At 69.6% G+C, this 19,457-nt stretch carries 18 protein-coding genes; 17 read left to right on the top strand and 1 reads right to left on the bottom strand.

Features of this window, described 5'->3' with window-relative positions:
* Positions 1-233: 233 nt before the first annotated feature.
* The 17 genes from FK219_RS08910 (at position 234) to FK219_RS08830 (ending at position 18,860) form a co-directional block, all read left to right on the top strand.
* Positions 234-1,034 (top strand): TrmH family RNA methyltransferase, encoded by an 801-nt coding sequence (locus tag FK219_RS08910; RefSeq protein WP_152583760.1) that lies wholly within the window; start codon positions 234-236, stop codon positions 1,032-1,034.
* A 214-nt stretch (positions 1,035-1,248) separates the two neighbouring features.
* Entirely contained in the window at positions 1,249-1,920 is a 672-nt protein-coding gene (locus FK219_RS08905) for a response regulator transcription factor (protein ID WP_152583759.1), read from the top strand.
* A gap of 47 nt (positions 1,921-1,967) precedes the next feature.
* Complete coding sequence (locus FK219_RS08900; RefSeq protein WP_328821660.1) at positions 1,968-3,311, top strand: sensor histidine kinase; 1,344 nt, start codon at positions 1,968-1,970, stop codon at positions 3,309-3,311.
* On the top strand, positions 3,308-4,252 hold the full coding sequence (locus FK219_RS08895) for a TAXI family TRAP transporter solute-binding subunit (protein WP_152583757.1): 945 nt from the start codon (positions 3,308-3,310) through the stop codon (positions 4,250-4,252). The genes FK219_RS08900 and FK219_RS08895 overlap by 4 nt, the downstream gene beginning before the upstream one ends.
* 208 nt (positions 4,253-4,460) lie before the next feature.
* Positions 4,461-5,201 carry an amino acid ABC transporter ATP-binding protein gene (locus tag FK219_RS08890; RefSeq protein ID WP_407941902.1) on the top strand — a complete coding sequence of 247 codons (741 nt, stop codon included), beginning with the start codon at positions 4,461-4,463 and terminating at the stop codon, positions 5,199-5,201.
* Between the two features lie 36 nt (positions 5,202-5,237).
* Positions 5,238-6,104, top strand: a complete 867-nt coding sequence (locus tag FK219_RS08885) for a glutamate ABC transporter substrate-binding protein (RefSeq protein WP_152583756.1) — start codon at positions 5,238-5,240, stop codon at positions 6,102-6,104.
* A gap of 87 nt (positions 6,105-6,191) precedes the next feature.
* Positions 6,192-6,857 carry an amino acid ABC transporter permease gene (locus FK219_RS08880; protein ID WP_152583765.1) on the top strand — a complete coding sequence of 222 codons (666 nt, stop codon included), beginning with the start codon at positions 6,192-6,194 and terminating at the stop codon, positions 6,855-6,857.
* An 8-nt stretch (positions 6,858-6,865) separates the two neighbouring features.
* Positions 6,866-7,780 carry an amino acid ABC transporter permease gene (locus FK219_RS13465; RefSeq protein WP_328821659.1) on the top strand — a complete coding sequence of 305 codons (915 nt, stop codon included), beginning with the start codon at positions 6,866-6,868 and terminating at the stop codon, positions 7,778-7,780.
* 11 nt (positions 7,781-7,791) lie between these two features.
* Complete coding sequence (gene pheS, locus FK219_RS13460; RefSeq protein WP_152583754.1) at positions 7,792-8,832, top strand: phenylalanine--tRNA ligase subunit alpha; 1,041 nt, start codon at positions 7,792-7,794, stop codon at positions 8,830-8,832.
* Positions 8,832-11,342: a phenylalanine--tRNA ligase subunit beta gene (pheT, locus tag FK219_RS08865; RefSeq protein WP_152583753.1), complete on the top strand. Its 2,511-nt coding sequence runs from the start codon at positions 8,832-8,834 to the stop codon at positions 11,340-11,342. Before pheS ends, pheT begins: the two co-directional genes overlap by 1 nt.
* A gap of 82 nt (positions 11,343-11,424) precedes the next feature.
* Positions 11,425-12,471, top strand: coding sequence for an N-acetyl-gamma-glutamyl-phosphate reductase (gene argC / locus FK219_RS08860; protein ID WP_152583752.1), 1,047 nt, complete (start codon positions 11,425-11,427; stop codon positions 12,469-12,471).
* A complete protein-coding gene (gene argJ / locus FK219_RS08855) occupies positions 12,468-13,619 on the top strand; it encodes a bifunctional glutamate N-acetyltransferase/amino-acid acetyltransferase ArgJ (protein WP_152583751.1) in 1,152 nt (383 codons plus the stop codon). The genes argC and argJ overlap by 4 nt, the downstream gene beginning before the upstream one ends.
* Positions 13,619-14,518: an acetylglutamate kinase gene (gene argB / locus FK219_RS08850; RefSeq protein WP_152583750.1), complete on the top strand. Its 900-nt coding sequence runs from the start codon at positions 13,619-13,621 to the stop codon at positions 14,516-14,518. The genes argJ and argB overlap by 1 nt, the downstream gene beginning before the upstream one ends.
* Before the next feature lie 71 nt (positions 14,519-14,589).
* The gene (locus FK219_RS08845) at positions 14,590-15,780 is read left to right on the top strand and encodes an acetylornithine transaminase (protein WP_152583749.1); all 1,191 of its coding nucleotides are present in this window, start codon (positions 14,590-14,592) and stop codon (positions 15,778-15,780) included.
* Positions 15,777-16,733 carry an ornithine carbamoyltransferase gene (argF, locus tag FK219_RS08840; RefSeq protein ID WP_152583748.1) on the top strand — a complete coding sequence of 319 codons (957 nt, stop codon included), beginning with the start codon at positions 15,777-15,779 and terminating at the stop codon, positions 16,731-16,733. Before FK219_RS08845 ends, argF begins: the two co-directional genes overlap by 4 nt.
* A gap of 1 nt (position 16,734) precedes the next feature.
* A complete protein-coding gene (gene argH, locus FK219_RS08835; protein WP_152583747.1) occupies positions 16,735-18,141 on the top strand; it encodes an argininosuccinate lyase in 1,407 nt (468 codons plus the stop codon).
* A gap of 5 nt (positions 18,142-18,146) precedes the next feature.
* Positions 18,147-18,860, top strand: coding sequence for a DNA-3-methyladenine glycosylase (locus FK219_RS08830; RefSeq protein ID WP_328821658.1), 714 nt, complete (start codon positions 18,147-18,149; stop codon positions 18,858-18,860).
* Here FK219_RS08830 and FK219_RS08825 read toward each other — a convergent pair.
* Positions 18,763-19,446 (bottom strand): DNA-binding protein, encoded by a 684-nt coding sequence (locus FK219_RS08825; RefSeq protein ID WP_152583746.1) that lies wholly within the window; start codon positions 19,444-19,446, stop codon positions 18,763-18,765. The genes FK219_RS08830 and FK219_RS08825 overlap by 98 nt on opposite strands.
* Positions 19,447-19,457: the final 11 nt, after the last annotated feature.

The raw sequence follows: 19,457 nt of genomic DNA, 5'->3' as shown, positions 1-19,457 counted from the left end.
CGGAGACTCTCGTGGAAAGGCCAGCACAGGCTGGCAGGCCGACCGCGCCCTCACATCCGCGACCCCGCCCGCTCCGCTACCGCAGCCGACCTGAAGCCGGACGGTGGATCAGGGCTGAGTCAGGCCCGCACGCAGCGCACCGACGGCGCGCCCCCAGCACTGGGGGCGCGCCGTCGTCGTGTTCACGGCCCTCTTCACCGGCCGTTCACTCGCGCGTGGCTAGCATGGCGCTCATGATCGACAACCCGCGCTCTCCGCGCGTGCGCGCCGCGGCCAAGCTGGCCAAGAAGAACCAGCGCGCCGAGACCGGGCTGTTCTTGCTCGAGGGCCCGCAGGCCGTCGCGGAGGCCCTGCGCTTTCACCCCGAGCTCATCCGCGATCTCTTCATGACGACAGCGGCGATCGACCGCCACTCCACCCTCGCGCGCACCGCCGCGGCCGCGGGTGTCGAGGTCGAGGCCGTGAGCGAGGCCGTCCTCGACGCGATCGCCGACACCGTCACTCCGCAGGGGGTCGTGGCCGTGTGCGCGCAATTCCCCCTCGCACTCGACGAGCTGCTGCAGCGCGAGCTGCGCCTCGTCGCCGTGCTCGATGAGGTGCGAGACCCCGGCAACGCGGGAACGATCATCCGGGTCGCGGATGCCACGGGCGCCGACGCCGTCATTCTCACCGGAACCAGCGTCGACGTCTTCAACCCGAAGGCCGTGCGCGCGACGACCGGTTCCCTCTTCCACCTTCCCGTCGTCGTCGGCGTGCCGCTCGAGTCGACGCTCAGCCGATTGCGGGAGCGGGGGATGCGCGTGCTCGCCGCTGACGTCTCCGGTGACGACCTGCTCGCCGTGCGGTCCGACGGCCACCTCGACGGGCCGACCGCGTGGCTGTTCGGCAATGAGGCGCGCGGACTGACCCCCGAGCAGCTCGAGCTCGCCGACCGCGCGGTCATCGTTCCCATCTACGGTCACGCCGAGTCGCTCAACCTCGCGACGGCCGCCGCCGTGTGCCTCTACGAGAGCGCCTTCGCCCTGCGCGCCTGACAACCGTGTGACGCTCCGGTTACGTTTTCTGCCTCCGGGTTACGGCTCCCTTCCAGATCGGTGTCGATAGAGGCTCGACTGCTAGCCTCAGCGTCGTGCTGAGTCCGGAGATTCGGGCGCGTTCGTGTGCTGTCACGAGGGCGCCATCGCGCGAGGCAGGGTTGCCCTGGGCATGCGACGCGCCCACCGCGTGCCTGCTCGAGGTGCACGCACGATGACCGTCCTGATCGTCGAAGACGATGACCGGCTCATGGATGCCTTGTGCGCTTTCTTACGCAAGGCCGGATACCGCACGAACAGCGCGGCGGATGGCGCGCAGGCACTGGAAGCTCTCGGCTCCGACACCGAGGTGGTTCTTCTCGATCTCGGCTTGCCCGACCTCGACGGCATTGACCTATGTCGGCTCATCCGGCAGCGGTCGGGGGTGCCGATCATCATCGCCACGGCTCGCAGCCATGTTCAAGAGCGCATTCGCGGGCTTCGCGCCGGCGCCGACGACTTCGTCGTCAAACCCTACGACGTCAGTGAGTTGGTGGCGCGCATCGAAGCGGTCACCCGGCGCTCGCGAGCGCTGGTCTCGGAACCGACTCAGGAGCTCTCGATCGATGTGGCGGGGGTGCGCATTGATCTCTCCGCTCGACAGGTGCTGATCGCCGACCAACCGGTCGAGCTCACGCGCACAGAATTCGACATCATCGCCGTGTTGGCCCGGTATCCCGGCGTCGTCGTGCCCCGTGAGCGCATCATTCGAGAGGTGTGGCAGACCGATTGGCATGCGTTCAGCCGCTCGCTCGAGGTGCACATCGGCTCGATCCGCCGCAAGACCGGGCGGGGAGACCTCATTGAGACCGTCCGCGGCGTCGGGTATCGGCTGACGGGGAAGTAGCGGTGCGCCGACGACTCGTGGTGGTGTTCTTGGTGCCGCTCGTGGGCGTGCTGCTCGTGCTCGGCGGCGCCTATGCCTGGAGTGCGGCGCGCAGCATCCAACAGGAGCACATCGCCGAGTTGCTCGGCGATGTCGCCTACTTCGTCACGAGCGCGCGACAAGCGCTCCGGTCTGGAAGCCCCGATCTGGTGACGAACGAGGCCGAGCGCTATTTCCAGCTCTACGGAACGCAGGTGCTGGTCGTCGACCGCTCGGGATCCCCCTGGGCGTATGGCGGTGACGAGCCCACGGTGCTCGATGAAGCGACCAGTGCGCAGATCCAGCTCGCCCTGTCTGGGCGCCGGGGAGAGCTGCCCGAACCGGTTCTGCCGTGGGCGCTGACCGATTCGGTCATGGTCGAGCCCGTGCTCGACAACGGTGACGCGATCGGCGCTGTCGTCATCACCGCGAGCGTGGATGTCGCGCGCGAGGCGATCCTCGAGCAGTGGGCGCTGCTGCTCGGTGGCGCGATTCTTGCCACCTCGGTGGGTGTGTTCGTCGTCTTCCGGTTGGCCAACTGGGTGCTGGGGCCCGTTCGTCGTGTCGATGCCGCGATGGAGGCGATCGAACGCGGAGATGTGGAGGCCCGGATCGCTGACGAGACAGGCCCCCCGGAACTGCGCAGCATGATTCTCATCTTCAATCGAATGGCGCAGCAGATCGAGCGGGTGATGGCGCGTCAGCAGGAGTTCGCGTTGAACGCCTCGCATGAGCTTCGGAACCCGCTCAGCGCCCTCCTGGTGCGAGTGGAGTACCTCTCAACGGGGCTCGACGCGGAGTGGGACCGCGATATTGAGGAGACCCGCGAGGAGGGACGCCGGATGATCCGCATTCTCGACACGCTGTTGAACCTGGCCCGGAGCAGTCAACGCGGCGACGCCGTGGATGTCGTGGATGTTGCAGCGATCATCCGGGGCCGGGTCGAGGCGTGGGCGCAGGTGGCGTCGCAGTCCGCCCTCACCCTCGACATCGACGGCGACGCGGTGGTCTGGAGCATGACCGATCGAACGATCCTCGAGAGCGCATTCGATGCCGTCCTTGACAACGCCGTGAAGTTCTCGCCGTCGGGCACACGGGTGCTGGTGTCGGTTCATGGGCCTGCGCAGGGCTGCGAGATCGTCGTGCGCGATCAGGGCCCCGGCGTCGACACCGATGAACTTGCGCACCTCACCGACCGGTTCTGGCGAAGCCCGCGCAACCGCAGCACGCCCGGCTCAGGTTTGGGCTTGGCAATCGCCGCTGACCTGTTGCACGCGATCGGTGGCTCGCTCCGTGTGGAGTCTCCCGACGAAGGCGGGCTTGCTGTGCACTTACGCCTAGCGAGCGGCGGAGTCTCGTGGCGGACTCCATGAGGCGCGCACTCACAGCCGCGATCGGAGGAGTCGTGGCGCTCGTGACCCTTGCGGGGTGCGGTTCCTCGCCCGTGATCGATCGATTTTCCATTGCGGGGGGCGGCGTCACCGGGGTTTACTACGGTTTCGGTGAGCAGCTCGCTGGGGTGCTCTCAAGCAGGCTCGATTCGATCGTCACGGTTGACGAGACAGACGGGTCGGTGGACAACCTGTTCCGGGTGAGCGACGGGCGCGCTCTGCTCGGCTTCGCGCAGAGTGACGCCGCAGCCGATGCTGTCGCCGGCACGGGGGCTTTCGCGCAACCCCTGGGCGTACTGGCAGCCGCCCGGCTCTACGACGAGTACGTGCATGTCGTGGTGCGGTCAGACTCCGACATCGCGCAGATCTCGGACTTCACCGGTCGCGCGGTCTCATTGGGGGCTCCGAACTCGGGGGTGAGCATCGTCGCGACGCGCGTGCTCGACGCGGCGGGAGTCGCTCCGATGAACGTCGATGACTACGAACTTGGGCTGGCCGATTCGATCGACGCTCTGCGGGCCGGTGACATCGAGGGGTTTTTCTGGGTCGGAGGGCTTCCGACGCCGGGTCTGGCGGAGCTCTTCGCTGACATGCCCACTCGATTGCTGTCGGTCGAGTCGGGAGTCGTGGACCACGTCAATGCCGCGCACGGCGGCGTGTACCGCCTCGCCGAGTTTCCGATCGGAGCTTATGGACGAACGGAGCCAACGGTGACGATGACGGTGCCGAACTACCTCATGGTCGCCGAAGACGCGCCCGACGAGCTCGTGCGAGAAGTGCTGGAAGTGCTGTTTGACTCGCGGTCAATCATCGCTACCGAGGTGCCAGCGGCGGCTTTGCTCGATCGGCGGCAGGCGATTTTCACCGACCCCGTCGCCCTGCACCCGGGGGCCGTCACGTACTACAGCGAAACGAGGCGCTAAGCGCACGCGATGCGCGGTTGGCACGCTCAAGAAAGGCTCAAGGCCAGTGACGGCAGAGCCTCGGCGACATAGCGTGATGGCGTGCCGCCAATGTCGATATGCTCCATCACCGTCGTGCCCACCTCGTGCTGTGCTCTCGACGTCGACAACCGGGGAGATCACCGGATTCCAGGGCTGGCAACGGGCCGAGCTCGAAGGGATGGTGACCATGTCTGAACCGCTGGTCGTAATCGACCGCGTGAACAAGCACTTCGGTGAGCTCCACGTGCTGAAGGACATCACCGCGACCATCCACCGCGGCGAGGTCGTCGTCGTGATCGGACCGAGCGGGTCGGGGAAGTCGACCCTGTGCCGCGCGATCAACCGACTCGAGACCATCGACAGCGGCACCATCATGATCGATGGCAAACATCTGCCCGAAGAGGGCAAAGATCTCGCGAAGCTGCGCGCCGACGTCGGCATGGTGTTCCAGTCGTTCAACCTCTTCGCGCACAAGACCGTGCTCGAGAACGTCACACTCGGACCCCGCCGTGTGCGCGGTGTCCCGAAGGCAGAGGCCGACAAGAAGGCAATGGAACTTCTGGACCGTGTCGGCGTGGCCAACCAAGCCCAGAAGCTGCCTGCGCAACTCTCGGGCGGTCAGCAGCAACGCGTCGCGATTGCCCGTGCGCTCGCGATGAACCCCAAGGTCATGCTCTTCGACGAGCCCACCTCGGCGCTCGACCCGGAGATGATCAACGAGGTTCTCGATGTGATGACCTCGCTTGCCCGCGACGGCATGACGATGGTCGTGGTCACGCACGAGATGGGCTTCGCCCGAAATGCAGGAGAGCGCATTCTGTTCATGGCCGACGGCGAGATCGTCGAAGAGGCCGAGCCAGACGCATTCTTCGACAACCCCCAGACTCCGAGAGCGCAGGACTTTCTCTCGAAGATCCTCTCCCGCTGACCGGCGGGGGAGCACCACAGCAAGGAGCACACACATATGAGACTCAACAGAGGATTCGCCGTCGCCGCGCTCGCGGCCGTCGGCGTACTGGGACTGAGCGCGTGCGCCGGGGGCGGCGCCGAGCCTGACGAGCCGATCGCCGAAGCGCCTGAGTTCGAGGCCGGCTCGACCATGGCCGACCTTGCCGAGGCCGGCTCGATCACCATCGGCACCAAGTTCGACCAGCCGCTCTTCGGATTGCAGGGCCTCGACGGCGAACCCGTCGGCTTCGATGTGGAGATCGGCAAGATCATCGCGAGCGAGCTCGGCATCTCCGAGGACAACATCGAGTGGGTCGAGACCGTCTCGGCCAACCGTGAGCCGTTCATCGAGAACGGCACCGTCGACATCGTGATCGCGACGTACACGATCAACGACACGCGCAAGGAAGTCATCTCGTTCGCCGGACCGTACTACCTCGCGGGCCAGGACATCCTGGTGCTCGAGGGCAACCCGGAGGGCATTACCGGTCCTGAAGACCTCGAGGGTCAGAACGTGTGCTCGGTCGCCGGCTCGACGTCGGAGAAGAACATCGCGGAGTACGGCGTCAATCTCATCACGACCGACACGTACTCGAACTGCCTCGAGCCGCTGCGCAATGGCGCGGTCGTCGCGGTGACCACGGACAATGTGATCCTGGCCGGACTCGCCGACCAGAACCCCGGTGAGTTCGAGGTCGTCAACAACGCCTTCACCTCGGAGCCGTACGGCATCGGCCTCGGGCTCGAGGATGACGTGTTCCGCAACTGGATCAACGACGTCCTCGAAGAGGCCTACGCCGACGGTCGTTGGGCGGACGCCTGGACCGACACGGCGGGCACGGTCCTCGACCTGCCAGAGCCCCCGGCGGTCGACCGCTACTAGCAACACCATCGATGCCGGCCCGCCCTGCCCTGGGCGGGTCGGCATCCCATCGGCCGTTAGGCGTACGAGAGGAGAACCGTGAGCGTCATCGATTCGCTGATCGACGTCGTACCGTTGTATCTCGAAGGGTTCGGACTAACGATCCTGCTGCTCCTGGTGTCGGGCGTCGGCGCGTTCATCCTCGGTGTCATCATCGCGGCGATGCGGATCTCACCGCTGCCGTCACTGCGACTCTTCGCAGTCGCGTATACCGAGACGCTGCGCAACGTGCCGCTTCTGCTGGTGCTGTTCTTCTGCGCGTTCGTGCTCCCGATCCTGGGGGTCTCGGTGGGGTCGGATCCCAAGGTGGGATACATGCTGCTCGCCATGGTTGGTCTCACGCTCTACACGTCGCCGTTCGTCGCCGAGGCAGTGCGCTCGGGCATCAACGGAGTACCGATCGGTCAGGCCGAAGCGGCCCGAAGCCTCGGCATGGGTTTCGGCCCTGTCCTCACGCTCATCATCCTTCCTCAAGCGGGCCGCATGGTTGTGCCCCCGCTCATCAATGTCTTCATCGCCCTCACCAAGAACACGTCGGTCGCGGGCATCTTCTTCGTCAATGAACTCTTTTCCGGCGTGCAGCGCGCGACGAGAGACCACGGCGACAAGGTTCTGTTGATGCTTCTGTTCGCCGCCTTGCTGTACTTGGTCATCACCATTCCGCTGGGGCAGGCTGCCGGCTACGTCGAGAAGAAGGTGCGGGTGCTCCGGTGAGTCAGAGTGTGCTCTACGACGCGCCCGGCCCCAAGGCCCGCCGCCGGTCCCTCATCGGCTCCATCGTGGGCATCGTCCTCATCGCCGCCTTGTTCTGGTGGGTGATCGCTACGCTCGCCGCTCCGCGAATTTCTGCCAACGATGCGGTGACGCCCGGCATGTTCGATCCGAGCCGGTGGGATGTGCTCGCCAACCCGCTGGTGTGGGAGCGCTTTGCCGGTGGTGTCGGCGCGACCCTCATGATGGCGGGTGCTGCGGCAATCCTCGCGATCCTCGTCGGCATTGGCTTTTCGTTCGTGCGAACCGCCAAGTCCAGATGGATCCGGGTCCCTGCGGCCATCGTGCTCGAGTTCTTTCGCGGGATGCCCGTGTTGCTCATGATCTTCTTCGTATTCCTCGTGTTCTCCACGGGCGCGTACTGGGCCGGTGTCATCGGCCTTGGCGTGTACAACGGCGCCATCATCGGCGAGGCACTCAGGGCAGGAATCCTGTCGCTGCCGAAGGGCCAACGCGAAGCAGGGCTCGTCATCGGACTCTCGACCACGAAGACTCGCATGATCATCGAGTTCCCCCAGGCATTCCGGCAAATGTTGCCGATCATCCTCGCCCAGATGGTCGTGCTGTTGAAAGACACTTCGCTCGCCTACGTGGTGGCGTACGACGAGTTGTCCCGCACGATCCAGAACATGCAGAAGGCGCTCGGCAACAATTACGTCTTCACGCTGTTCATCATCGGTCTCGCGATCTACCTGGCGCTGAACCTGTCATTGTCTTGGATCGCACGGGTTGTCGCGAAACGGAGCGGACCCCAGGCGGGCAAGCTCACTCCGGAGGATCCGTCGGCGGCGCTCGGCGCCGAGGGCACGCGCGCCATAACGCTGCCCGTTCTCGAGCGAGACAGACCCCCACGGCGGCCCGACTAAGCTTTACCCCTGTGTCTGAACCTCGCGAAATCACCGAGCCCGCCGTCGATTCCGCTGTCGATGCTGCGCTCGCGGCGTTCGCCGCTGCCGCCGACACCGCGGCGCTGAAGGTTGCCAAGGCGGCACACGCGGGGGAATCCTCGCCGCTCGCGGCGCTCAACGCGCAGCTGCGCGACGTGCCTGCCGAGCAGAAGGCCGAGCTCGGCAAGCTCGTCGGGCAGGCGCGCGGGCGGGTCGCTCAGGCGATCAGCGCGCGCGAGGGCGAGCTCGCGGTCGCCGAAGAGCAGGCCCGGCTGGCGGCCGAGACCCTGGATGTCACGGCGGTTCCCGCCCTGCGGGCGCGCGGCGCCCGCCATCCGCTCACCGCGCTCATGGAGCAGATGAGCGACATCTTCATCGGCATGGGGTGGGAGGTCGCCGAGGGGCCCGAGCTCGAGAACGAGTGGTTCAACTTCGACGCCCTGAACTTCGATCCCGACCACCCGGCGCGGGCGATGCAAGACACCTTCTTCATTGACCCTGTCGAGCGCCACCTCGTGCTGCGCACCCACACGAGCCCCGTGCAGGTGCGGTCGCTGCTCGACCGCGGGGTTCCGCTGTACGTCGTCGCGCCGGGTCGCGTGTTCCGCACCGACGAGCTCGACGCGACCCACACGCCCGTCTTCCACCAGCTGGAGGGCATCGCGATCGACAAGGGCCTCACAATGGGCCACTTGCGGGGCACGCTCGAACACCTTGCCCGCGCGCTCTTCGGCGAGGGCGCGCGCATTCGCCTGCGCCCCAGTTACTTCCCCTTCACCGAGCCGAGCGCCGAGCTCGACGTGTGGCACCCGACCTTCAAGGACGGCGCGCGCTGGATCGAGTGGGGCGGCTGCGGCATGGTCAACCCCAACGTGCTGCGCGCCGCCGGCATCGACCCCGACGAGTATCAGGGCTTCGCCTTCGGCATGGGCATCGAGCGCACGCTCATGTTCCGCAACGACGTGAAAGACATGCGCGACATGGTCGAGGGTGATATTCGCTTCTCGCAGCAGTTCGGGATGGTGGTCTGATGCGCGTTCCGCTCAGCTGGTTGCGCGAGTTCGTCGAGGTCCCTGCCTCCGGCGACCCGATGGAGGATGCCGCGCACGTGCACGCCGCCCTCGTGCGCGTCGGGCTCGAGGAAGAAGAGGTTCACGGCGTTCCGCTCACCGGCCCGATCGTTGTCGGCGAGGTGCTCGAGTACGTCGAGGAGCCCCAGTCGAACGGCAAGACCATTCGCTGGTGCCAGGTACGCACGGGCACGCTGCCCGACGGTGAGCCCGAAGTGCACGGCATCGTGTGCGGCGCCCCGAACTTCCACGTCGGCGACAAGGTCGTTGTGTCACTGCCCGGTTCGGTGTTGCCGGGCCCGTTCCCCATCTCGGCGCGCAAGACCTACGGTCACGTGTCCGACGGCATGATTGCCTCGGCCCGCGAGCTCGGTCTCGGTGACGAGCACGACGGCATCCTGCGTCTGGCCGAACTCGACCTCGACCCCGAGGTGGGCACCGACGCGATCGCCCTGCTCGGGCTGGACGACGTCGCCGTCGAGGTCAACGTGACCCCCGACCGCGGCTACACGCTCTCCCTGCGCGGGATCGCCCGCGAGTACGCCAACTCGACGGGTGTTGCGTTCCGCGACCCTGCCTCGAGCCGAGAGATCGGCGTCGGCGAGGGCTTCGCGGTGACCATCGACGACGACGCGCCGATCCGAGGCCGCCGCGGGTGCGACGTCTTCGTGACCCGGGCGGTGCGCGGCATCGACGCGACCCGACCGACTCCGCCGTGGATGGTTGCGCGCTTGACTCTTGCGGGCATCCGCTCGATCTCGCTGCCCGTCGACATCACGAACTACGTCATGCTCGAACTTGGGCAGCCGATCCACGCCTATGACCTCGCGCGGCTGCACGGCGGCATCACCGTGCGGCGCGCTCGCGCCGGCGAGACGCTCGTGACGCTCGACGATCAGTCCCGCACGCTCGACCCCGAAGACCTGCTCATCACCGACGACTCCGGCCCCATCGGCATCGCGGGTGTCATGGGTGGCGCCAGCACCGAGGTGAGTGACGAGACGACCGATGTGCTCATCGAGGCGGCGAACTTCGACCCTGTGTCGATCGCGCGTTCGGCCCGCCGCCACAAGCTGCCGAGCGAGGCCTCCAAGCGCTTCGCGCGCGGTGTCGACCCGCTCGTCGCCGAGGCAGCGGCGCAGCGTGTCATCGACCTGCTCGTCGAGCTCGCCGGCGGAACGATCGTCGACCTGGGGTCGGCCTGGATCGAGGCCCTGCGTCCCGCGACGATCGATCTCGCGGAAGGCTACGTCGACGGTCTCGTCGGTGTGGACTTCTCACTCGACGAGATCACCGACTCCCTCGCCGCGGTGGGATGCGCCGTGACGCCGGGTGAGGACGGCTGGCGTGTGACGCCGCCGAGCTGGCGCCCCGACCTCATCGACGCTCCCTCGCTCGCGGAGGAGGTCGCGCGCATCGTCGGCTACGACCGGATTCCGGCGCAGCTGCCCGTCGCCCCGCCCGGTCGTGGGCTCTCGCGCGGGCAGCGCGTGCGGCGCGCGGTGGCCGACGCGCTTGCGGCGGCGGGGCTCACCGAGGTTCTCGCGTATCCCTTCGTGGCCGAGTCTGACAACGCCCTCTTCGAGGGCGCGGACCATCCGCAGATGCGGCTCGCGAACGCGCTCGATGCCGAGAACGCCCTCCTGCGGGCGACCCTTCTGCCGGGGCTCCTGCAGATCGCCCACCGCAACGTCTCACGCGGCTTGACCGACCTCGCGCTCTTCGAGATCGGCACGGTGTTCCTGCCTGAGCGCGGCGTCGACTACGGCGTGAGCGAGGTGCCCCTCGGCACGGCCCGGCCGGAACCCACCGTGCTGCGAGAGCTCGAGCAGAGCATCCCGCACCAGCCCTGGTACGTCTCGGCGCTCATGCTCGGCGACCGCCGCCCGCGCGGTGTCGGCCAGAGCCCCGAGAAGGCGGGCCTCGCCGACGCTCTCGACGCGGCGCACCGCGTCGCCGCCGTGCTCGGTGTGACGCTCACGGTCGAGACGAGCAGCAACCCGGCCCTGCACCCGGGCCGCACCGCACTGCTGCTCGTCGGCGATGACCGTGTCGGCATCGCCGGGGAACTGTTGCCGGCCGTCGCCCTCGAGCGCGATCTGCCTCGCCAGGTGGGCGTGCTCGAGCTCGACCTCGATCGCCTGCTCTCGCTCAGCACGGGTGAGGTGACCGCGGGCACTATCGCGGGCTACCCTGCGGCGACGCAGGACCTCTCGGTCGTCGTACCCGTCACGACGCCCGCAGGGGCCGTGCGCACCGCTCTGCTCGATGGTGCGGGCGACCTGCTCGAGGAGGCCGTGCTCGTCGACGACTACCGCGGCGAGGGTCTCGAGCCGGGCACGAAATCGATCACGTTCTCGCTGCGGTTCCGGGCGACCGACCGCACGCTCACGGCGGCGGAGGCGACCGAGGCGAAGACCGCCGGGCTCGCCGTCGCGACCGAGCGATTCGGCGCGCAGCTGCGCGCCTGACCGCCGTCGCGGCCCGTCGCCGAGGACCGGCACAGCGCCCGACCGCACCCCGGCGGGCGCAAAACCTGGAAAGCTGGAGGACATGACTGTCTCGATCGCCGTCGCAGGAGCCAGCGGATACGCCGGCGGGGAGGTGCTGCGCCTGCTCGCCGACCACCCCGGTGTCGAGGTGACGACAGTCACGGCGCACAGCAACGCGGGCCAGCGCCTCATCGACGTGCAGCCGCACCTGCGCTCCCTCGACTACCTGACCTTCGCCGAGACGACGCCCGAGGTACTCGCGGGGCACGACGCCGTCGTGCTGGCCCTGCCGCACGGCGCCTCCGGCGCCGTCGCCGCGTCGCTGCCCGACAGCACGCTCGTGCTCGACTGCGGCGCCGACCACCGCCTCACGAGCGAGGCCGACTGGGAGCGCTTCTACGGCGGCGAGTACCACGGGGCGTGGACCTACGGGCTGCCCGAGCTGCTGCACGCCGACGGCACGCGCCACCGCGAGCACCTCAGCGGGGCGCGGCGCATCGCCGTACCGGGGTGCAACGTGACCGCCGTGACGCTCGGCCTGGCCCCGGGCATCCGCAGCGAGGTCATCGAGCCCGCCGACCTCACCGCCGCGCTCGCCGTGGGCCCCTCGGGGGCCGGCCGCGCGCTCAAGACCATGCTGCTCGGCAGCGAGCTCATGGGCTCGGCCTCTCCCTACGCGGTCGGCGGCACCCACCGGCACATCCCCGAGATTCTGCAGAACCTCCGCGTCGCCGGCGCCGCCCACCCGAGCATCTCGTTCACCCCCGTGCTCGTGCCCATGAGCCGCGGCATCCTCGCCACGATCACGGCGCGCCTCGAACCGGGCGCCGACGCCTCGAGCGTGCGCTCGGCGTGGGAGTCGGCGTACTCCTCCGAGCCGTTCGTGCACGTTCTGCCCGAAGGCCACTTTCCGAAGACCGCCGACGTCGTGGGTGCCAACACCGCCCTCATCGGCCTCGCCGTCGATGAGGACGCCGGTCGCGTCGTCGTCGTCGTCGCACTCGACAACCTCGTCAAGGGCACTGCCGGCGCTGCCGTGCAGTCCCTCAACCTCGCACTGGGCCTGCCCGAAGACCTCGGCCTGCCCCGGAACGGAGTCGCACCATGACCGTCACCGCCGCAGCCGGATTCGAGGCGGCGAGCGTCGCCGCCGGCCTCAAGTCGACGGGAGCCCTCGACCTCGCCCTCCTCGTCAACCGTGGGCCGAGCTCGGCCGGCGCCGCCGTGTTCACGAGCAACCGCGCGAAGGCGAACCCCATCATCTGGTCGCAGCAGGTGATCGCCGACGGTGACGTGCGCGCGATCGTGCTCAACTCCGGTGGCGCCAACTGCTTCACCGGGGCCCAGGGCTTCCAGACCACCCACGCGACGGCCGAGGCGGTCGCCGAGCACCTCGGCGTCGACGCGGGCGACGTGCTCGTGTGCTCGACGGGCCTCATCGGCGAGCAGCTCGACCGCGAGAAGCTGCTCACCGGCGTCGCGACGGCGGCCGACGCGCTGACCACCGACGGCGGTGAGGACGCCGCTCGCGCGATCATGACGACCGACTCGGTGCCCAAGACGGTCACCGTCGAAGGCCCCGGTTACACGATCGGCGGCATGGCGAAAGGGGCAGGGATGCTCGCCCCCGGGCTCGCGACGATGCTCTCGGTCATCACGACCGACGCCGACCTGCCGGCCGCCGAGCTCGACCGCGCGCTGCGTGAGGCCACCCGCCTGACCTTCGACCGCCTCGACTCTGACGGCTGCATGTCGACCAACGATCAGGTGACGCTCATGGCGAGCGGAGCATCCGGCGTCACGCCCAGCACCGAGGAGTTCACGCTCCTCCTCGTCGACGCGTGCTCCTCGCTCGTGCTGCAGCTGCAGGCCGACGCGGAGGGTGCGAGCCACGACATCCAGATCCACGTGCACGGTGCCGCGAGCGAGGACGACGCGGTTGAGGTGGGCCGCTCCGTCGCGCGCAACAACCTCTTCAAGGCGGCGATCTTCGGCAACGACCCCAACTGGGGGCGCGTGCTCGCCGCGATCGGCACGACGAGCGCCGAGTTCGACCCCTACGCGGTCGACGTGACCATGAACGGCGTGCGCGTCTGCCACGCGGGCGGGCCCGACAGGCCGCGCGAGGAGGTCGACTTGAGCGACCGGATCGTGAGCGTGCTCATCGAGCTCGGTGTCGGCGACGCGGCCGCGATGATCCTCACCAACGACCTCACCCACGACTACGTCCACGAGAACAGCGCATACTCCAGCTGATGACCACGACACACGACTCCGACGACTTCGCCCTCGCCGCCGAGAAGGCGGCCACCCTCATCGACGCGCTCCCGTGGCTGCAGACCTACCGCGACCGCATCGTGGTCATCAAGTTCGGCGGCAACGCCATGGTGACTCCTGAGCTGCAGCGCACCTTCGCCGAAGACATCGTCTTCCTGCGCACGGCGGGCGTGCGGCCCGTCATCGTGCACGGCGGCGGCCCGCAGATCTCCTCCATGCTCGACCGCTTCAAGATCGAGAGCGACTTCCGCGGCGGCTACCGCTACACGAGCCCCGAGGCGATGGATGTCGTGCGCATGGTGCTCACGGGGCAGGTCAGCCCCGCGATCGTCAACCACATCAACGAGCACGGGCCGCTCGCAGCGGCCATCTCGGGGGAGGACGCCGGGCTGTTCCGCGGCCGCAAGCGCGGCGCGATGGTCGACGGCGAGGAAGTCGACCTCGGGCTCGTCGGCGACGTCGTGGGCGTCAACCCCGAGCCGGTCATCGCCCAGCTCGACGCCGACCGCATCCCGGTCGTCTCCTCGATCGCTCCCGATATTGACACGCCCGGGCAGTCGCTCAACGTCAACGCCGACTCGGCCGCCTCGGCGCTCGCCGTGGCCCTGAAGGCCGAGAAGCTCGTGATCCTCACCGACGTCGCGGGCCTGTACCGCGACTGGCCCGATCGCGACTCGCTCGTCTCGACGATCGCCGTGCCCGAGCTGCGGGAGCTGCTGCCGAGCCTCCAAGCCGGCATGATCCCCAAGATGGCCGCGTGCCTCGAAGCGGTCGAGGGCGGCGTCGCGAAGTCGGCGATCATCGACGGTCGCATCCCGCACTCGATCCTGCTCGAGATGTTCACCCAGAAGGGGATTGGCACGGAGGTGGTTCCATGAGGAGCGCCGATTATGGCGCGACCAAAAAGCACAGCGCGCCTGACCCGGTGACCGGCCCGAGAACCGAGGCGATGCGCTCGAGGTTCGCGCGCGTGGCGATGTCTTCGTCCCCCACGCCGATGGCCGTGCTCGACCACGGCCGCGGCGCACTCGTGTGGGATGTCGACGGGGCCGAGTACCTCGACTTCCTCGCCGGCATCGCCGTGAACGCCCTCGGCCACGCGCACCCCGCGGTCGTCGAGGCCGTGAGCACGCAGGCCGCCCGCGCGGTGCACGTGAGCAACTACTTCACGACTCCGCAGGCGATCGCCTTCGCCGAGCGCCTCGTGCGAGTGACAGGCATGGGCGAATCGGGCCGCGTCTACGTCGCCAACTCGGGTGCGGAGGCCAACGAAGCCGCGATCAAGCTCGCGCGCCGCACCGGTCGGCCGCGCATCCTCGCCTTCGAGTCGGGCTTCCACGGCCGCACGATGGGCTCGCTCGCGCTCACCGGCAAGGCCGCGCTGCGCGAGCCGTTCGAGCCGCTCGTGCCCGGTGTCGAGCACCTGCCGACCGAGCTCGACGCCCTCAAGGCGGCCATGGGGCCGGATGTCGCCGCCGTCATCCTCGAGCCCATCAAGGGCGAGGCCGGCGTCGTGCCGCTCCCTCCCGGCTTCCTCGCGGCCGCCCGCGAGCTCACGACGGCGCACGGCGCGCTGCTGATCCTCGACGAGATTCAGACCGGCGCGGGCCGCACGGGCGACTGGTTCGCCTTCCAGCACGCTGGCGAGCTGCCGGAGGGCGTGCTGCCCGACGCCATCGCGCTCGCCAAGGGCATCGGCGGGGGAGTGCCCATCGGCGCACTCGTGACGACAGGCGCCGCGAGCGAGCTCTTCACGCTCGGCCAGCACGGCTCCACGTTCGGCGGCAACCCGCTCGCGACGGGCGTGGCCGATGCTGTGCTCGCGGAGATCGAGCGCGCCGACCTCGTGGCGAATGCCGCCAGGCGCGGCGAGCAGCTGCGGTCGGGCATCCTCGCTCTCGGTAGCGATCTGAGCGGTGACCTTATCCGAGAGGTGCGCGGACGCGGGCTCCTGCTCGGTATCGAGGTGGCCGAGCCGATCGCGCCCGCGATCGTCGGCCACGCACTGCAGCGCGGGCTCATCGTCAACGCGACGGGCCCCACGACCGTGCGCCTGGCACCGCCGCTCATCATCGGCGATGCTGAGATCGACCGGTTCCTCACCGTCTTCGCCGCGAGCCTGGAGGCCGCCCGCCCATGACCGCACCCGCACCGCTCACGCGCCACTTCCTGCGCGATGACGACCTCTCGCCCGCCGAGCAGGCCGAAATTCTCGACCTCGCGGTGACCCTCAAGCGCGACCGCTGGGCCACGCGGCCGCTCGAGGGCCCGCAGACGGTCGCCGTCATCTTCGACAAGTCGTCGACCCGCACGCGCGTCTCCTTCGCCGTCGGCATCGCCGACCTCGGCGGGCAGCCGCTCATCATCTCGACCGCGAACAGCCAGCTCGGCGGCAAGGAGACCCCGAGCGACACCGCGCGCGTGCTCGAGCGCATGGTCGCGGCGATCGCGTGGCGCACCTACGGGCAGGCGGGGCTCGAGGAGATGGCGAAGGGCACGACCGTGCCCGTCATCAACGCCCTGAGCGACGACTTCCACCCGTGCCAGCTGCTCGCCGACCTGCTCACGATCCGCGAGCACAAGGGCCACCTGGCCGGGCTCACGGTCGCCTTCCTGGGCGATGGCGCCGACAACATGGTGCACTCCTACCTGCTCGCGGGCGCGACGGCGGGCATGCACGTGCGCGTCGGCTGCCCCGCCGACTACCTGCCGAACGCGCAGGTCGTCGCCGACGCGACCGAGATCGCGCGCGCCACGGGCGGCTCGATCGCGATCCTCACCGACCAGGTCGAGGCCGTCACGGGCGCCGACGTCGTCGTCACCGACACCTGGGTGTCGATGGGCAAGGAGGAGGAGAAGGTCGCGCGCGTCGCCGCCCTGAGCCCCTACAAGGTCGACGCCGAGCTCATGGCGCTCGCGCAGCCCGACGCGATCTTCCTGCACTGCCTTCCCGCCGACCGGGGCTACGAGGTCACCGCGGACGTCATCGACGGGCCGCAGAGCGTCATCTGGGACGAGAGCGAGAACCGCCTGCACGCGCAGAAGGCGCTCCTCGTGTGGCTACTCGAGCGCGCCCAGGGCCGGGAGGCCTGACGTGGCGCGCGCGACGAACGAGGGATCGCTGTGGGGCGGCCGCTTCAGCGACGGCCCGTCGCCGGAGCTCGTGCGCCTGAGCCGCTCGACGCACTTCGACTGGCAGCTCGCCCCCTACGACCTCGCGGGCTCGCGCGCGCACGCTCGCGCCCTCGCGGCGGCCGGGTACCTGACCGAGGACGCGCTGACCCGCATGCTCGCGGGTCTCGACCGTCTCGAGGAGCGCTGGGCTGACGGCAGCCTGCAGCCCCGCCCCGAGGATGAGGACGTGCACGGCGCTCTCGAGACCGCGCTCGTCGAGGAGGTCGGGCCCGAGCTCGGCGGCTCCCTGCGCGCCGGGCGCAGCCGCAACGATCAGATCGCCACGCTCATCCGCATGTTCCTGCGCGATCACGGGCGCGTCATCGCCCGCGACGTGCGCGCGCTCATCGAGGCGCTCGCCGGGCAGGCGGACGCGCATCCCGATGCCGTCATGCCCGGCCGCACCCACCTGCAGCACGCGCAGCCGATCCTGCTTGCGCACCACCTGCTCGCTCACGCCTGGCCGCTCGTGCGCGACCTCGAGCGCATGCGCGACTGGTGGGCGCGCGCGAACCGCTCGCCCTACGGAGCCGGCGCGCTCGCGGGATCGTCGCTCGGGCTCGACCCGGCGCTCGTCGCCGCCGACCTGGGCTTCGCCGGCCCGGCCGAGAACTCGATCGACGCGACGGCGGCGCGCGACCTCGTGGCCGAGTTCCTCTACATAGCGGCCCAGCTCGGCGTCGACCTCTCGCGCCTGTCGGAAGAGATCATCTTCTGGAACACGCACGAGGTCGGCTTCGTGACGCTGCACGACGGCTACTCGACGGGGTCGTCGATCATGCCGCAGAAGAAGAACCCCGACATCGCCGAGCTCGCGCGCGGCAAGTCGGGGCGACTCATCGGCGACCTCACGGGCCTGCTCACGACCCTCAAGGGCCTCCCGCTCGCCTACAACCGCGACCTGCAGGAGGACAAGGAGCCCGTCTTCGACGCCGTCGAGACGCTCGAGGTACTGCTGCCGGCCTTCACGGGCATGGTCGCGACCCTGCGCTTCGATACCGAGCGGATGGCCCAGCTCGCCCCGGCCGGGTTCTCCCTGGCCACCGACGTCGCCGACTGGCTCGTACGGCAGGGTGTGCCGTTCCGCGAGGCGCACGAGGTCTCCGGCGCGCTCGTCGCGCACTGCGAGCGGCACGGGCTCGAGCTGCACGAGCCGAGCGACGACGAGTACGCCGCGATCGACGCCCGTCTCACGCCCGAGGTGCGGGCGGTGCTGACGGTCGAGGGGTCGATCGCCTCGCGCTCGGGTGCGGGCGGCACGGCGCCGAGCGCCGTCGCAGCGCAGCGCGCCCACCTCGAGGAGCGCCTCGCCGCCCTGCCCGACTGACCCGCGTGCACGGCGAGCTTGAGCTCCTGCAGGGCGACCCGCTCGACGTCGCGCCGCGCGTGCTCGGAGCGCTCGTGCACTGCCGCGGAGTGACGGTGCGGCTCACGGAGGTGGAGGCGTACCGCGGCGAGGACGACCCCGGATCGCACGCTTTCCGGGGCGAGACGCCGCGCACGAGCCCCATGTTCGCGGGGGCGGGGCACGTCTACGCGTACTTCACGTACGGCATGCACACGTGCGTCAACCTCGTGTGCGGCCCCGCCGGTCGGGCCGGGGCGCTGCTGCTGCGCGCGGGTGAGGTCGTCGCGGGTGCCGAGGCGGCCCTCGAGCGTCGGCGCGGCGGGCGGCCCGAGCGCAGCATCCCGCATCGCGACCTCGCGCGGGGGCCGGCGCGGCTGGCCCAGGCGCTCGGCGTCACGCTCGCCGATTCGGGAAGCCTGCTCGCCCCGGTCGACGACATCGAGGCCGACGGCCTGCGCCTCGAACCGCGGCCGGCCGCTGCGCCCGCGCTCGTCGCTCGCGGCCCGCGGGTGGGGGTGGCCGGCCCGGGTGGCGGTGCCGAGTATCCGTGGCGGTTCTGGCTCGAGGGCGAGCCGACCGTGTCGGTGTACCGCGCGGCAGTCAGGCGGAGGGCCGCAGGGCCGCAGAGCTCCGGGTCGCAGAGTTCAGGGCCGCAGAGCTCAGGGCAGCGCTCAGGGCCGCGCCGAGCAGCTGGGTGAGGGCGGTGCGGGCCTCCGCGTCGACGCGCAGTCCGGCGGCGCGGGCGCGCTTGCTCACGGCCTGCGGAGTGATGCCGAGCGTCTGCGCGGCCTCAGCCTGCGTCCCGCCAGCCTGCGTGCCGCCAGCCGCCGTTCTGCCAGCCTCCAGGAGCTCGTGCAGCTGCCAGCCCTGCTCGCTCCAGCGTTCGCGGTGGGCCAGGAGGAGGTCGAGCAGCGGCTCGAGCGGCTCGACGGGAGACGTGCCCTCCCCGCGGATCGCGCAGCGGCTGGCGCGCCGAGCCGCCGCGCCCAGGGCGTCGTGGGCGGCCACGACGCCGGGCCCCGAGGCGTCGCGCATGGTGGCGGGCAGGGGCGTGCGCACGGCGCCGATGCCGAGACCGACCCGCCACTGCCGGGCACGGGCGAGGTGCAGCACGGTCTCGAGCGCGGCGCGCGGGCTCGGGGTGAGGGCGCGCACGTCGCCGCTGTCTGCGGCGTCGGGTGCGAGCGGGTAGTCCCCGTCGAAGCGGGCTCGCAGGCCGAGCAGGGCGCGCGCGGCTGCCGCGGGGTCAGCCTGCGCGAGCGGAGCGGCGATCACGACGAACATTGGCCCTCCTC

The organism is Microcella pacifica (assembly GCF_009371975.2).
Taxonomy (GTDB): Bacteria; Actinomycetota; Actinomycetes; order Actinomycetales; family Microbacteriaceae; genus Microcella; species Microcella pacifica.
Note: the sequence above shows the minus strand (reverse complement) of the source record. Positions and strands in the feature narration are given on the sequence as shown.

Excerpts from the sequence above, each read along its gene's own strand:
- argJ (WP_152583751.1), top strand. The coding sequence starts at position 12,468 with ATGACCGTCACCGCCGCAGCCGGATTCGAGGCGGCGAGCGTCGCCGCC.
- FK219_RS08910 (WP_152583760.1), top strand. The coding sequence starts at position 234 with ATGATCGACAACCCGCGCTCTCCGCGCGTGCGCGCCGCGGCCAAGCTG.
- FK219_RS08885 (WP_152583756.1), top strand. The coding sequence starts at position 5,238 with ATGAGACTCAACAGAGGATTCGCCGTCGCCGCGCTCGCGGCCGTCGGC.
- FK219_RS08895 (WP_152583757.1), top strand. The coding sequence starts at position 3,308 with ATGAGGCGCGCACTCACAGCCGCGATCGGAGGAGTCGTGGCGCTCGTG.
- pheT (WP_152583753.1), top strand. The coding sequence starts at position 8,832 with ATGCGCGTTCCGCTCAGCTGGTTGCGCGAGTTCGTCGAGGTCCCTGCC.
- argC (WP_152583752.1), top strand. The coding sequence starts at position 11,425 with ATGACTGTCTCGATCGCCGTCGCAGGAGCCAGCGGATACGCCGGCGGG.
- FK219_RS08890 (WP_407941902.1), top strand. The coding sequence starts at position 4,461 with ATGTCTGAACCGCTGGTCGTAATCGACCGCGTGAACAAGCACTTCGGT.
- argB (WP_152583750.1), top strand. The coding sequence starts at position 13,619 with ATGACCACGACACACGACTCCGACGACTTCGCCCTCGCCGCCGAGAAG.
- FK219_RS08905 (WP_152583759.1), top strand. The coding sequence starts at position 1,249 with ATGACCGTCCTGATCGTCGAAGACGATGACCGGCTCATGGATGCCTTG.
- FK219_RS08825 (WP_152583746.1), bottom strand. The coding sequence starts at position 19,446 with ATGTTCGTCGTGATCGCCGCTCCGCTCGCGCAGGCTGACCCCGCGGCA.
- argF (WP_152583748.1), top strand. The coding sequence starts at position 15,777 with ATGACCGCACCCGCACCGCTCACGCGCCACTTCCTGCGCGATGACGAC.
- FK219_RS08845 (WP_152583749.1), top strand. The coding sequence starts at position 14,590 with ATGCGCTCGAGGTTCGCGCGCGTGGCGATGTCTTCGTCCCCCACGCCG.